This window comes from Halobacteriovorax sp. RT-1-1, from assembly GCF_047085455.1.
Classification (GTDB): Bacteria; Bdellovibrionota; Bacteriovoracia; order Bacteriovoracales; family Bacteriovoracaceae; genus Halobacteriovorax_A.
In genome coordinates this window covers 1,029,124-1,041,718 of record NZ_JBKIXZ010000001.1, presented here as the reverse complement: position 1 = coordinate 1,041,718, position 12,595 = coordinate 1,029,124, and the positions used below count along the sequence as shown (strand labels likewise).

General features: G+C 35.7%; 15 protein-coding genes. 6 read left to right on the top strand and 9 right to left on the bottom strand.

Annotated features, from left to right (window positions below):
* The 3 genes from ACMAWV_RS05185 to ACMAWV_RS05175 form a co-directional block, all read right to left on the bottom strand.
* Nucleotides 1–1,860, bottom strand: coding sequence for a hypothetical protein (locus tag ACMAWV_RS05185; protein WP_103216585.1), 1,860 nt, complete (start codon nucleotides 1,858–1,860; stop codon nucleotides 1–3).
* A 97-nt stretch (nucleotides 1,861–1,957) separates the two neighbouring features.
* The gene (locus ACMAWV_RS05180; protein WP_103216584.1) at nucleotides 1,958–2,515 is read right to left on the bottom strand and encodes a peptidylprolyl isomerase; all 558 of its coding nucleotides are present in this window, start codon (nucleotides 2,513–2,515) and stop codon (nucleotides 1,958–1,960) included.
* A complete protein-coding gene (locus ACMAWV_RS05175; RefSeq protein WP_103216583.1) occupies nucleotides 2,512–3,159 on the bottom strand; it encodes a DsbA family protein in 648 nt (215 codons plus the stop codon). Before ACMAWV_RS05175 ends, ACMAWV_RS05180 begins: the two co-directional genes overlap by 4 nt.
* A gap of 53 nt (nucleotides 3,160–3,212) precedes the next feature.
* Between ACMAWV_RS05175 and ACMAWV_RS05170 the strand changes: the two genes are divergently transcribed.
* The 3 genes from ACMAWV_RS05170 (at nucleotide 3,213) to ACMAWV_RS05160 (ending at nucleotide 6,424) form a co-directional block, all read left to right on the top strand.
* The gene (locus ACMAWV_RS05170) at nucleotides 3,213–5,099 is read left to right on the top strand and encodes a 7TM diverse intracellular signaling domain-containing protein (protein ID WP_412469824.1); all 1,887 of its coding nucleotides are present in this window, start codon (nucleotides 3,213–3,215) and stop codon (nucleotides 5,097–5,099) included.
* Between the two features lie 82 nt (nucleotides 5,100–5,181).
* Complete coding sequence (locus ACMAWV_RS05165) at nucleotides 5,182–6,120, top strand: HD-GYP domain-containing protein (RefSeq protein ID WP_103216581.1); 939 nt, start codon at nucleotides 5,182–5,184, stop codon at nucleotides 6,118–6,120.
* Nucleotides 6,101–6,424 (top strand): hypothetical protein, encoded by a 324-nt coding sequence (locus ACMAWV_RS05160; protein WP_146037752.1) that lies wholly within the window; start codon nucleotides 6,101–6,103, stop codon nucleotides 6,422–6,424. Before ACMAWV_RS05165 ends, ACMAWV_RS05160 begins: the two co-directional genes overlap by 20 nt.
* Here ACMAWV_RS05160 and ACMAWV_RS05155 read toward each other — a convergent pair.
* Both ACMAWV_RS05155 and ACMAWV_RS05150 read right to left on the bottom strand, forming a co-directional pair.
* On the bottom strand, nucleotides 6,407–6,781 hold the full coding sequence (locus ACMAWV_RS05155) for a hypothetical protein (RefSeq protein ID WP_103216579.1): 375 nt from the start codon (nucleotides 6,779–6,781) through the stop codon (nucleotides 6,407–6,409). The two genes, ACMAWV_RS05160 and ACMAWV_RS05155, sit on opposite strands and share 18 nt — an antisense overlap.
* A 2-nt stretch (nucleotides 6,782–6,783) precedes the next feature.
* Nucleotides 6,784–7,893, bottom strand: a complete 1,110-nt coding sequence (locus ACMAWV_RS05150) for a ParA family protein (RefSeq protein WP_392991130.1) — start codon at nucleotides 7,891–7,893, stop codon at nucleotides 6,784–6,786.
* Between the two features lie 104 nt (nucleotides 7,894–7,997).
* Between ACMAWV_RS05150 and ACMAWV_RS05145 the strand changes: the two genes are divergently transcribed.
* On the top strand, nucleotides 7,998–8,534 hold the full coding sequence (locus tag ACMAWV_RS05145) for a GNAT family N-acetyltransferase (RefSeq protein ID WP_146037751.1): 537 nt from the start codon (nucleotides 7,998–8,000) through the stop codon (nucleotides 8,532–8,534).
* A gap of 4 nt (nucleotides 8,535–8,538) precedes the next feature.
* Here the strand turns inward: ACMAWV_RS05145 and serS are convergent, their stop codons facing one another.
* Entirely contained in the window at nucleotides 8,539–9,819 is a 1,281-nt protein-coding gene (serS, locus tag ACMAWV_RS05140) for a serine--tRNA ligase (RefSeq protein WP_392991126.1), read from the bottom strand.
* 91 nt (nucleotides 9,820–9,910) lie between these two features.
* Between serS and ACMAWV_RS05135 the strand changes: the two genes are divergently transcribed.
* A complete protein-coding gene (locus ACMAWV_RS05135) occupies nucleotides 9,911–10,117 on the top strand; it encodes a hypothetical protein (RefSeq protein ID WP_103216575.1) in 207 nt (68 codons plus the stop codon).
* Here ACMAWV_RS05135 and lgt read toward each other — a convergent pair.
* From lgt to ACMAWV_RS05120, 3 genes are read right to left on the bottom strand one after another with little or no spacing between them, the layout of a single operon-like run.
* Nucleotides 10,074–10,871 carry a prolipoprotein diacylglyceryl transferase gene (gene lgt / locus ACMAWV_RS05130; RefSeq protein ID WP_103216574.1) on the bottom strand — a complete coding sequence of 266 codons (798 nt, stop codon included), beginning with the start codon at nucleotides 10,869–10,871 and terminating at the stop codon, nucleotides 10,074–10,076. The two genes, ACMAWV_RS05135 and lgt, sit on opposite strands and share 44 nt — an antisense overlap.
* A complete protein-coding gene (locus ACMAWV_RS05125) occupies nucleotides 10,871–11,338 on the bottom strand; it encodes a DUF2489 domain-containing protein (protein ID WP_103216573.1) in 468 nt (155 codons plus the stop codon). The genes lgt and ACMAWV_RS05125 overlap by 1 nt, the downstream gene beginning before the upstream one ends.
* 22 nt (nucleotides 11,339–11,360) lie before the next feature.
* Nucleotides 11,361–12,260, bottom strand: a complete 900-nt coding sequence (locus ACMAWV_RS05120) for a radical SAM protein (RefSeq protein WP_103216572.1) — start codon at nucleotides 12,258–12,260, stop codon at nucleotides 11,361–11,363.
* On the opposite strand from ACMAWV_RS05120, the gene ACMAWV_RS05115 reads away from it, so the two are divergent.
* Entirely contained in the window at nucleotides 12,209–12,595 is a 387-nt protein-coding gene (locus tag ACMAWV_RS05115) for a hypothetical protein (protein ID WP_103216571.1), read from the top strand. The two genes, ACMAWV_RS05120 and ACMAWV_RS05115, sit on opposite strands and share 52 nt — an antisense overlap.

Genomic DNA, 12,595 nt, shown 5'->3' with positions numbered 1-12,595 from the left:
TTAGATGCCTTCTCTATAGTCTCTTACAATTTTAAGAAGTTCTTTTACAATTGGTTTTAAATGTTTTTTCTCGTTTGCCACACGATCACTCTTTGGACTTACATTATCAGGGTCAAACGTTTGGTGTTCTCTAAAGTCACGAACAACATTGAAGATAGTAAGTGGGTCAAATTTCTTATACTTCTTCATCATAGAATCGACGATACGAGCAATACTATCACCTGTTACTCTTTCAAACTTGTTTATAATCGATGAGCGCATAACAACTTCAAGAAGAATATCATCAAATCTCTTCTTAGATTTTTTAGCAACAAGATGTAATAATTCAATATAGGAATCTTGAAATGCATCGATTTTATTTGCACGATATGTATTAATCTCTAAATCAGATTGACTCGCATAACTAGACTTAGCGATATTGATAAATTCATCTCGTGTAATCCATTCACCACGGCTTAAAATAAGCTGAGGATATTCACGTAGAATATCTCGCATACTAAAAATGGCATCCCAGCAAATACCATCACTCACCTCATAAAGACCAAAGCTAGATTTTGCCTTTTCAAAGTAATAGAATGGCTTTTGTAAATTTTCAATCTTATGTGAGTGCTTCTTTACCAGCCAATCATGATACTTCGGAGAAATCCCAATTTTAGAAATTAGGTTATACTTCTTTTGAGTTTCAAAAATTTCATCAAATTGTTCAAGGTACTCACTAGTTGAAAAATCAGCTATCGCTTTCTTTTCTTTTGTTTCTAAAAAGTCCACAATTTGAATAAAGGACTGAACAATATACTTCGCCTTATCTTTTTGTTCTTTAATGGTAGTGGAATAACGTTGAACATCATCGAATCGGTATTCATGATGATAAAGACCAAACTGTCTAATCGAACCATAATCGATGATACCACCATTCATAAGAATATTATCGCCATCCCAATCAAGCCAACAAAAGATATAATCATCTTCAAAATTAGCAGCAAGCTTTGCAAATACTTCCACCTGTTTCTTTAAAAAATAACGATATCTTGCCTTCGCAGTTTTTGGGACTCTTTGCCATTCACCATTAATCTTTTGGCGATCAATATAGTAATTAACAATATTTTTTAAAGCATCATAATTGGCCTGCTTTAGATGATTAAACATATGAGAAGGTCTAATTAAGTTACTATTGGCCCTAACATTAATTGAAATATTGTCTTTAAATTTAATGATGGCCAAACATCTCTCTGTCTCATAGTTATTCTTTTGCATAACTTCAGAGAACATTAGAGTTGCTAGTCCTTCATCAAACTCAGAGTAGCCACATCCATACGAAATAGATGGATCACCTGTTTTAAAGTATTTATTTTGTATATGGGTTGCAGGTGATAACTTTGTTGCTCCAGTCCCCTGACTCGAGATATCCCAAGTAAGCCCATTGTGATCAACTGTACCATTCCAGATCGAGCGTCCATCACCCGAAGTCTTTCCCTGCTTATTTGGATGCTGTAGCTGCAAGTAGCGAGTAGCCATATAGCGATTTGGTAAAATCTCATCTTCTGGATACTCGATCCCATTTTCAATATCGTATTCATTGATAATCACAATCGAGAAAGTCTCAAGAATTCTTTGGGCCAAATCTTTAGTCAAAGTATTATCATGGCCTTCAGAAATTAAACCCATCTCTTTCGCCAATTCAAAATTAAAGTAAGCAACACTTCCCCCATGTCTTTTTCGGACTTGATACGTGATAAACGAATCCGGACAACTTTGCTGCAGAGGATGTTTTCCATTAATTTGACTAAATTTAGAATAATTTAAATTCGATTTACTAGATAACTTATTATTTGTTTTGCTACTTATCTTTAATGAGCCCATACCCAGATTATATCTTAACTAAATCAGCAAATTCTTCCCTACGAAGAATTTGCTATTTATAAATGCTATATCTGAGTATTCTGGTTTGTTTTAAGAATTAAGGTAGGACGTAAACCTTCTTAATCTCAATATTTGAAGCTGGAAGATTTTGAAATGGACCATTTCTTCCAGTTTTTGACTTCTTGATTCTATTAACAACTGCCATTCCACTAACAACCTTTCCAAATACAGCGTAACCATACTGAGATGGAGTCGGCCCTGAGTGATCCAGGAAGTTATTATCTTTTACGTTAATAAAGAATTGAGAAGTTGCAGAATTAATCACAGAAGTTCTTGCCATTGCAATTGTTCCAAGAACATTACTTAGGCCATTTGTTGCTTCGTTCTTAATTGGCTTTTCTGTTTTTTTCTTCTTAAGACTTGTATCGTATCCCCCACCTTGAATCATGAATCCGTCAATAACACGGTGAAAAATAGTTCCATTGTAGAATCCAGAATTAACGTAGCTTAAAAAGTTTTTTACTGTTTCGGGTGCCTTTTTATCATACAGCTTAATAGTGATGTCCCCATAATTTGTCTGCATCATAACCTTAGTGTCTGCATGAACGCTTAGGCCAATTAAGATAATAAAAAGTAGTTTTAATTTCAATTTCATTTTTCTTCCTCGAAGAATTTTTTAAAGTTAATAAATTCTTCGTGTTCATTATAATCTAAAAATTTATTTTTAGCGAGAAAGTCTATATTGTGGTTCCCCCAATAAAAATCATCGTCAACTTCAAATGTTGGAACACCAAAGACGCCTTTATCAAACGCTTCATTGATAACAAGCTTTAATTCTTTCTTCAAATTACGATCACTATCTAAACGTTCATACTCTTCTAGTGTCAAACATTTTTCAGTAATAAATTCTTTAAACTGATCATAGTCATTAAAATCATGACCATATTTCCAACCAAAATGAAATGTATTAAGAATAAAGTTTGCCTGTTTTAATTTATCATCCCTAAGTCCAAGGGCCATTCTTAAGTAAGGTAAAGAATTGAACGGAAGCATTTTTGGTGAAGTAAGTTTTACTTCCATTTTATCCGCTGTCCTTAACGCCTCTTTAAATAAGTAGAGTGCTTTATTCTTAGTTTGTGCAGGAGCACTCATCTCATTTAATGCAAATAGCCTTCCCACCATCACTGGACAGAAGTTAATTTCATATTTCTCAGAAAGAAGCCCTGCGTCTAACTGCAACATACTTAAGTATGAGTAAGGAGATGTAAAATCAAAGTAGAAATTTAAGTTTTTTTTCATTTATATACACAATTGTTATTTAAAGATTGGTTCAAAAAAATTATACTCTCTTCGTGATCAAGTTCATTTATCGTTTCTTATTATTGCTTCTTCTTTTCATTCCAGCAAAAGAAATTCTCGCTACAGAGTCAATTGTACAAATTAATAAAGAGACTTTCAAAGATCAAAATCATAATATTTCAAAATATGTTGAATATAAGCTATCTGATAATAAAGAATACACACCAGATGGATTCACGACGAACGATAAAAGTGTTTTAAACTTAGAATACACAAATAAAAATATTTATCTACGCGTTCAATTTAAAAACTCACTCGAGCATTCTGTACATAAAGAGCTGTATTTTAATACTCACACTTTTAGATTAAATGAAGTTTACTTTCTCAATCAAGACAGTAAGCAACTTTCTAATTTTCCTAAAGATAAAATCAATTCAAATACGACACTCCATAAATCGCTAAGTATCGATCTAAATCCAGGAGAGAAAAAAACGATTGTTATCAAAACTCATAGTCTTCATAAGTTTGATACAAAGGCCTTGCTTGCTGATACTAAATATATTCAAAAGACAGAGCAAACCAGGATCATTAGCTTATCTATTTATCTAGGCTTTATGTGTACGTTATTAATATATAACCTGATTCTTGGAATGATAAATAAAGAATCAATCTATATTGTCTACTCAGTCTTTATCTTTTTTATGATTAACTCTGTCTTAGCATTATCTGGATACACACAAGGAGTTCTTTCTTTAGACAACCATATTAAATACCTTGGTGTCTATGCCATGATTTCATGTAACTACTTATATAAGTTTACAAAAGATCTCTTGAGTATCGACTTCTTTAAGAAGCCTATTATTAAGAAGACAGAAAAAGTTTATGCTCTGATATCAATTACTCTAATCACCTCAATCGTCTTCTCTTTCTTTGATTCTTATAATTTTATCATTGGACCACTTGTCGATATTTACATCTTAACACTTGTGATCTTCATTATTTATATTTCGATATATACAAATATTACAAACCCAACGATTGAATCAAAAGTCTATCTTCTTTCATGGCTCATCATGAACGTTGGAATCTTTGCTTATTTTGCGACTATCTATGGATTCTTTACCGATAATGACTTCACTCAAAACTCTATCCTCTTAGGAAATATGGTTGAATCATTTACTCTTTCAATTGCCTTAAGCCTTAAGATAAACAGGCTACAAAAAGAGAATGAAATTAGCTTTATAAAGAATCTAGATAAGCAGAAATATATTCGCTTACTAAGAGTTCTTTCACACGATATTGCAAATTCTTTATTTGTTATCATTGGTTATTCAAGCCGTTATATTCGACGTGGTTACGTTGAAGAAGCTAGAGCGTGGCCAAAAGTCTATTCGGCCTGTATGCACATTAAAGATATTCTCGATAACGTTAAGGCCGAACAGGAATTAATTAATAATGAGCCACAGCTTGATTATGTAGAGATTAAGAGTTTACTGGATAATATTCAAACTATCTTTACACCTCAATGTGAACGAAAGAAAATCTCAATCGAGGTTCCTGAGATTAAACAAGAGCTTAGAGTTTATTCAAATCTCGCCATCCTTACTCATCAGATTCTTGGAAATATCATCTCTAACTCAATAAAATTTACTCAAAACAAAGGAATGATAAAGATCTCATGTACGCAAGTGGATCAAGCTTTAAAGCTAGAAATACAAGACAACGGTATAGGGATAAGTAAAAAGAAGCTTGAACAAATCTATAATAAGATTGATACGGGAATAAGTTTTGGAACTTTAGGAGAAAAAGGTTCCGGTTTTGGTTACTTCATTATTCGCTCATATTGCGAATTACTTAAGATAAAGTTCACAATTGAGCGAAAACCCGTAGGTACTCTAGTCGCACTTTATATCCCCCTTAATAGTCCACAGAAGCTATAAGTTCAGATAGTTGTATAAATTCCTAATTCACCATAAAATTAAATTAATAGACTTTATTATTAGTTTTAATGAAATAGGATTTATGAATTACTACCCTCTAAGAATCACAACGATTGAGCCAGAAAGCGTTATACCGTTTGATTTGTATATTTACTTCAAAGAGACTTATCTTAAATATCAAGATGCTGGTACGGCCATATCACAAGAGAAGCTTGAAAAGCTAAATAAACAACAAGTAGCAAAGTTCTATATTCTTGAAAATGAAGTTGATAAATATCAGCAATATATTAAAGATCTTCTTGATTCAAAAGTTCAAGACTTTGATCTTCCTCTAGAAGAGAAAGTTGAAATTGTAGATGGTGCTTGTAAAACAGCGATTGAGCAGTCACTCAATGCACCAGAAAAAGAAGAAAATTACCAAATGACTGAGATAGCGGCAGCACAGCTTAAAAAAGTTCTCTCATCTGGCCCTGATGCTTTGAAGAAGTTCTTCGAAAAGAAAACAATCGATTCAAATTTAATTATCGAACACTCAATGAATGTTGCGACTCTTGCAACGAGACTTGCAATAAGAGTTGGTTGTAATGATAGTGACATCTCAAATATAGCCACAGCTAGCCTACTACACGATGTTGGTATCACGCGATTAAATAGCCAAGACCAAGAGCTATTTAAGAAACCAAAAGATGAACTCAGCGATGATGAAAAAAGAGTTTATGGCCTTCACGTAAAAGATGCAGTTAGTGCATTGAAAGACAAACCATGGGTAACAAAAGGTGTTCTTGATCTAATCGTAAACCACGAAGAAGTAAAAGATGGTTCAGGACCAAATAAACTTAAGACATTGAGTTTGCCGATCATGATTATCTCACTCGTAAATACATACGACAAAATGGTTACAGTAAGTAAAATGAATGCTCGAGACGCACTTACAGAACTTACAATGAATCAACTTAATCACTATGAGCATGATGTGATTAATAAATTTAAGGATGTCTTAATTGATGAAGGTATTGTCTAGTCTATTCGTTTTAGTTCTTCTTCTCTCATCTTGCGACACAAAAGTCGTCGATGAGAATACTTGTGATATTGAGTCGATGAAATGCTATCGCGGTTATCCTCAATCATGTGACTTTATAAAAAAATGTAGTGGAATAAAGCACAAATTTACAAAAGCAGTATGTTCTAATGCTTTCAATGAACTCTTTAGAGGAGCAAATTCTAAAGATGTAATAAAAAAATACTCCCCTAAGATTCTTCATTGTTTCAACGATAAAGAGTTTCACAACTTCAATATCGATATGAAGCTAAGACCTAAAGATTGAATCTCTAAGTCTTTTAAATAGTGATCGCTGAGTTTTGATACGAGTTCTCGACTTGAGCATATTTTTAGATGAATCTAAATTAACAAATTCTTTTTCACGATTTTCAATATACTGATTAATCTCTAACTCTTTTTGTGCACTTGTGAAATTCTGACGAAGCTCTTTTGCGTGCAATTCATTTTTAGCAGTTATTTCTCTAGCTCTTTTTACGGCCTGATTAGCAACAGAACTCTTTTGGGCCTGAAATTTTCCGTCCCAAGGCCTTTGCTGCTTCTCTAATACTTCCTCAACGGCCGAAACAACTTCAACTTTCTTGGCCTGCTTCTTAGCTGTAATATCATTTAAACCAATGGCCATAATTAAAACCTATTACTTAAATTTCCAAAGTTAGCTTGCCCAAGTCCACCAAAAACTCTTGCCTGATGGGCCGGAAGTTCCTCTTGCTCAGACTTTCTAGTGTGATAGTTCGAAATCGCATGATGAATTTGCTTAAATAGCTCGACTGTATCTTTTGCAATGGGCTTTCCTGCTGCATGTTCCGCAATTGAAAGATTAAGGGCCATTGCCTCTTCAGCAGATACAGACTCTTTAATACCAACAGTCGTACAGCCTGCAACATTCTGATAGTACCAATTTAGAATATCGTTACTAAGTTTCTTATTCGTAGAATACTTAGTTGGAACAAAAATTGATTCAAAATCGAGTCTCATTTCATCTTTAAATTCTTTTAAAAAGTGAGAGAAAACTCTGAAGTTTCTAAAATTATTAATTTTACATTCAAGTGGAGAAACAAGAGCATCACTTGCTACAAGAGCATTAGTTGTCAGCTTGTTCCAGTTTGGTGAACAGTCCATAATCACAAGATCAAAGTGTTCTTTTAAAGGATCGATAACTCTTTCCTTTAACCAAAATTCACGACGGTTAATATTATTAAGAGAGTCGTTTAAGGCAACAAGCTCAGGTGTCTCAGGAATAATAAAAAGATTTGGTAATCCAAGCTGAACAATGACTTCATCAAGAGTTGCCTCACCAGAGAAGTAATCACAAAGACCTTTTGTTTGATCTAATTTTTGAATTAATTCATCAAGGCTACCACTGTCATCAGACTCAGTGTCATAACCAAGTGACGTCGTCACATCTCCTTGAATATCAAGGCCTACGACACAAACGCGCTGTCCGTGAAGAGCAGCTGTGCGTGCAAGATTTAGTGCTAGAGTCGACTTAAGAACTCCACCTTTTGTTGTGAATACACAAACAGAAGTAGGCTTATCAAATTTTTTGAAATAACCAATTTGTTCACCAATTTGTGGAAGTAAATTAACCGGCCAACCTTTTCTAAAAATTGCTCCACTTCTATACTTGCGAGAAGCTGGAATTTGCCCCGAAGATTCAAGATCTTGAATATCAAATTTTAGATTTGGGTCACCATATATATCGGCCACTTTTTTAAGTGGGTAGAAATTATCCATTATTAAGTCTCCTCCATAAGTACTTTACTTATAATTTTACGCATTTAGTGGAGGCTGTGTCAAAAAAATCATACTCACAAATAAAGCTATGATACTATTTGGATGTGGAAGCTCTAGCTCTTGATCATATTTACGACTTTAAAGGACACAAGGCGCAGATTCGCGAGATTAGTCCATTTGACAAGAAAATGCTTCTTGAAGGTCTGCACGAGATGGAGCCCAAGTCTATCTATCATCGTTTCTTTGGTGCAAAGAAAGGTTTAACAGCAAAAGAGCTTATCAATTTAACTGAATTTGATAAGAGATTTCATTATGCCATTGGCGTGGCAACGATTACTTCCCCTGCTCATCCAATGGGGGTTGCCCGTTTTGATATTCACCGAGATAATTCAAAAGTTGCAGAATTTGCGATAACAATCATTGATAAGTATCAAGGACTTGGTATTGGAAAGGAGCTACTAGGTTTATTAATCTTAGAAGCAAAGTCTCGAGGGATTAAAATTCTTGAAGGTGAAATGTTAAATACGAATACGAAGATGATTGCCTTGGCCCAATCCATGACAAAGACGCATGGATGTGAGCTCAAGTTATCACGAAGTGAGCAGGGAGTTCAGACCATAAGCCTGATCCTTCCCTCTTAATCACCTACTGGCGGTTACGCCCTTTAAGAACTTCTTTTCCGCCCATATATGCTCTAAGTTTTTCAGGAACATAAACAGATCCATCTTCTTGTTGATGATTTTCAATAAATGGAACAAGAATTCTTGGCGTAGCAACCATTGTATTATTTAGAGTGAATACGTGCTTAACGTTTCCATCTGCATCTCTGTAGCGAGTATTTGTTCTTCTTGCTTGCCAGTCATGAAGTGCTGAACATGAGTGTGTCTCACGGTACTTTTCTTCACTTGGTACCCAACATTCAATATCGTACATACGGAATTTACCTGCACCCATATCACCCGTACAAACTTCAAGGATTTGATATGGAAGCTCAAGCGCCTTACAGAATTCTTCTGCTGCTTCAAGAAGTGACTTGTGCCATTTTTCAGACTCTGCTTCATCACCTTTACAGATTACGAATTGTTCTGTTTTTTGGAATTGGTGTACACGGATTAGGCCCTTTACATCCTTTCCATAACTTCCTGCTTCCCCTCTAAAACATGGAGAGAAACCTGCATATAAAATTGGAAGATCTGATTCACTTAGAATCTCACCACCGTGTAGACTATTTAATTGAACTTCAGCTGTTCCTGAAAGATAGATATCGTGCTCAGGAATATAGTAAGCATCTTCTCTTCCTGTCGGGAAGTGACCTGTACCATATAGTGCATCTTCTCTTGCCATCGATGGAGATGAAACAAGTGTAAATCCCTTTTCAGTTAGCATATCTAGAGCAAGACGGTGCATGGCCATCTCTAAAAGAACCATGTCATTTCTAAGAGAGTAAGAACGTGAACCACAAACTTTTGCGATATTTTTAAACTCTGCCCACTCATTCATTTCTAAAATTTCAACGTGGTGTCTTGGTGCAAATGAGAAATTTGGTTTATCACCTTCAACACGACTAACTACGTTTTCACTATCGTCTTTACCAACTGGTGCATCTTTTGATGGAACCATTGGAACAACGTACATCAGTGCCTTAAGTTTTTCTTCAAGATCACTAATTTCTGGATTCATTTCCTTAAGCTCGTTGGCAATTTCCTTACCTTCAGCAATAAGTTTTGGCCTGTCTTCGTTAGATGCCTGAGGGATTAATTTTGAGTGAGCATTTCTCTTCTCTTGTAAATCCTGCTGCTTTGTCTTTAATTCAGAGAGTTTCGAGTCAATTGTCAGTAGCTCATCTAGGTCTAGACCGATACGCTTATTTGCAATTACCTCTTTCATTAAATCAACATTTTCTCTGATAAATTTGATATCTAACACTATGCACTCCAGTTTATTTTTATAGTTGTTAGAATAACCTAAAACCACTAAAATTGACACTCTAAATTGCTTTAAAATCAGGGAGTTACTCATGGCATCATGTCGTTATTGTGGAAAGGAAATTACTTGGATGAAAGATGGGCGTAAAAACGTTCCAGTCGAAGGAGACGGTGCTGTCCACAAGTGTGAGAATATGATCAATGCCCGTAAGAGCTTCCGCAAAATCACTCCAACAGAGATCGATCCAGAACTACTTAAGCAGTATGAGAACGCGATAAATGAGAAGGCCAAAAAATAATAGCGGCCCCAATCAAAATCATTGCTAGACAATAGAATTGTCCCACAGAAAACAGGTTAAAGAAGAGCCCAATTTGTGGATCAGGAGTTCTAAAGAACTCAACAATGAAGCGACCAATTCCATAAATGATAAGAAAAAGGCCAGAGTTTAAAGCTGGTCTTTTTAAATTCTTTTTCAAAGTAAATAAAATGAGAAATAGGACAAATCCTTCGAGGAAGGCTTCATAAAGCTGTGAAGGATGGCGAGGGCTTGAGTCGTAAAGTCTTGGAAAAATCACTGCCCAAGAAACATCTGTCACTCTCCCCGCAAGTTCTCCATTGATAAAATTTGCGATTCGCCCAAACATAATGGCCGGGCCTACACTTGTTAGGACAATATCTGTTAGGGCAAAGAATTTAAGTCCGTGCTTTTTAGCGTAATAATATGTCCAAAGAGCTCCACCAATAAGTGCACCATGAAAGCTCATGCCACCTTGCCAAAAATAGAAAACGCGCTTTAAGTCTTGTGCATAGTAATTAAAATTATAAAAGAAGATATAAAAGAGCTTTCCACCTGCAAGCATCATAAAGAAGCCAGTGAATAAATAATTTAGATAGTGATGAAAAGAGACACTTAGTCCCTCTCTTTTTATGAGGTATTTTCCTAAATAAAGTGTCCAGAAGTAGCCAAAGAAGTAGGCCAACCAATACCAAGCAATCTTAACTCCCAAAAAATCGAGAGCAATTGGATTAAGATTGTGGACATAGTATTGCATTAATTAACCGTGAGATTTGTGATTAGCTTATTACACTCGTTAGTTAAATTATCCATGTGTTTGTCTTCAATTGCAAATCTCTCTTTATCTTGTGAGAAACGCTCTTGTTTTGATAGCTCTTTTCGAGATTGGTGAGTTGGGAAATGTTTAATTTCCTCATACATTGAAAAGATAATCGGATACTCTTCGTTTTCAACAAAGTCCACGCGGTCAATAAGCATTCTTAAACGAATACAGGCTTCACTTGCCTCACATTGTTTTTGAACAAAGGCACGAGCAATTGTAATAAGACTATCGCGCACGAATGCCTGGCGCTCTTTTTCCTTTGCTTCCATCTTGTCATGTTCAGCAATGCGCTTTCTCGTCTCTTCTTTAAGCTTAATATAGAAAAAGCCTACCCCCATTGAAAGGATAAATACTAAAACTGATAAAATGATAAATGCGATATTGTACTGTTCTTGAGTCATGGCCAATTTATACTGCTAAATCCTACATATGTGAAGGTTTTGGTGGATATGTTCCCTCTGGAGCTTCAACAAACCACTGCTTAACCTGCTGAATTATCGTGGACTGATCTTGAGGAAGACTCCCTCCAATTGGATACATATTTGAGACGTGATTAATTCTAAGTAAAATTTCTCGAGAGGCTTTTATCCCAGAGAGAATGTCGTGCATCTCCCCTAGTATCTCCTTAGTCGTAAGCATTTCAAAGCCTCGTTGTACCATTCGGTAATACGGAGTCCCCTCAACCGCCATTGTCGTAAGAAATGACAGGTAATCTGGTGAAATTTCAGAAAGAACTCTCGCCGTCTCGGCCACATGGGTCTCTGTATGTTTCTTCCCACCAAGCCCAAGCATGGCAATCACCGATAATTTCATCCCTGCATCCATGACTTTTTTTGATCCATCAATCATATCTTGGGCGCTATTGCCCTTAACCGTCATATGGAGAACCTTGTCACAACCAGACTCCATCCCAAGATAAGCGATTCCAAGCCCTGCTTCCTTTAGGTAACGAAGCTCATCTTCTGATTTATCCAGCATATTCTGAGCTGTTGCGTAGACACCGACGCGAATATCCCCAAACTCCTCGCCAATTGCCAAAAGACTTTTGTAGAGGTCTTCAGTTGGTGCCCCAAGCGCATCTCCATCACATAAAAATACTTTAGAGGGACGCATCTCAAATCGACGATAGTAAGCTGCCGCCTTTCTGATATCCTCGATTACCTCGACGCTGTTTCTCTCTTTATAAGTCTTAGATCGATACATATTGCAATATGTACATTTATTATTGGAGCAACCAATGGTTTGTTGTATAAGGAGAGAACGCCCTTCAGATGGAGGACGGAAAACAGGTTCGTGATATTTTATCGGGAAATCGTAAAACATGGCGCTACCTTAATCGATTTGGATTATTTATGAAAGAATATATCATTGAATCATATGCAGAGAAATACCTAGTTACTTCTAATATTGAACCTGAGTTCAATATTCTTTGTGATACGAAGTCGATTGCTCACCACCTGGCCCTATCTCTTAATTTAGGAACAATGGAGACTCCACTTCAAGGCCCTGAGCTTTTCACATTAATTGGAAATGTTCGCGGTATAAAAACATATAGCCTATCTCTTGTTTCACCAAACCTTAGAATTGATGAAGAGGCCGATATTAATGACTGTTGCCAGAGTGGATGCAGCGGTTGTCCTTACTTTAACGGATATTAA

Excerpts from the sequence above, each read along its gene's own strand:
- ACMAWV_RS05185 (WP_103216585.1), bottom strand. The coding sequence starts at position 1,860 with ATGGGCTCATTAAAGATAAGTAGCAAAACAAATAATAAGTTATCTAGT.
- ACMAWV_RS05180 (WP_103216584.1), bottom strand. The coding sequence starts at position 2,515 with ATGAAATTGAAATTAAAACTACTTTTTATTATCTTAATTGGCCTAAGC.
- ACMAWV_RS05150 (WP_392991130.1), bottom strand. The coding sequence starts at position 7,893 with ATGGATAATTTCTACCCACTTAAAAAAGTGGCCGATATATATGGTGAC.
- ACMAWV_RS05125 (WP_103216573.1), bottom strand. The coding sequence starts at position 11,338 with ATGACTCAAGAACAGTACAATATCGCATTTATCATTTTATCAGTTTTA.
- ACMAWV_RS05120 (WP_103216572.1), bottom strand. The coding sequence starts at position 12,260 with ATGTTTTACGATTTCCCGATAAAATATCACGAACCTGTTTTCCGTCCT.
- ACMAWV_RS05175 (WP_103216583.1), bottom strand. The coding sequence starts at position 3,159 with ATGAAAAAAAACTTAAATTTCTACTTTGATTTTACATCTCCTTACTCA.
- ACMAWV_RS05155 (WP_103216579.1), bottom strand. The coding sequence starts at position 6,781 with ATGGCCATTGGTTTAAATGATATTACAGCTAAGAAGCAGGCCAAGAAA.
- ACMAWV_RS05165 (WP_103216581.1), top strand. The coding sequence starts at position 5,182 with ATGAATTACTACCCTCTAAGAATCACAACGATTGAGCCAGAAAGCGTT.
- ACMAWV_RS05115 (WP_103216571.1), top strand. The coding sequence starts at position 12,209 with ATGGAGGACGGAAAACAGGTTCGTGATATTTTATCGGGAAATCGTAAA.
- ACMAWV_RS05135 (WP_103216575.1), top strand. The coding sequence starts at position 9,911 with ATGGCATCATGTCGTTATTGTGGAAAGGAAATTACTTGGATGAAAGAT.
- lgt (WP_103216574.1), bottom strand. The coding sequence starts at position 10,871 with ATGCAATACTATGTCCACAATCTTAATCCAATTGCTCTCGATTTTTTG.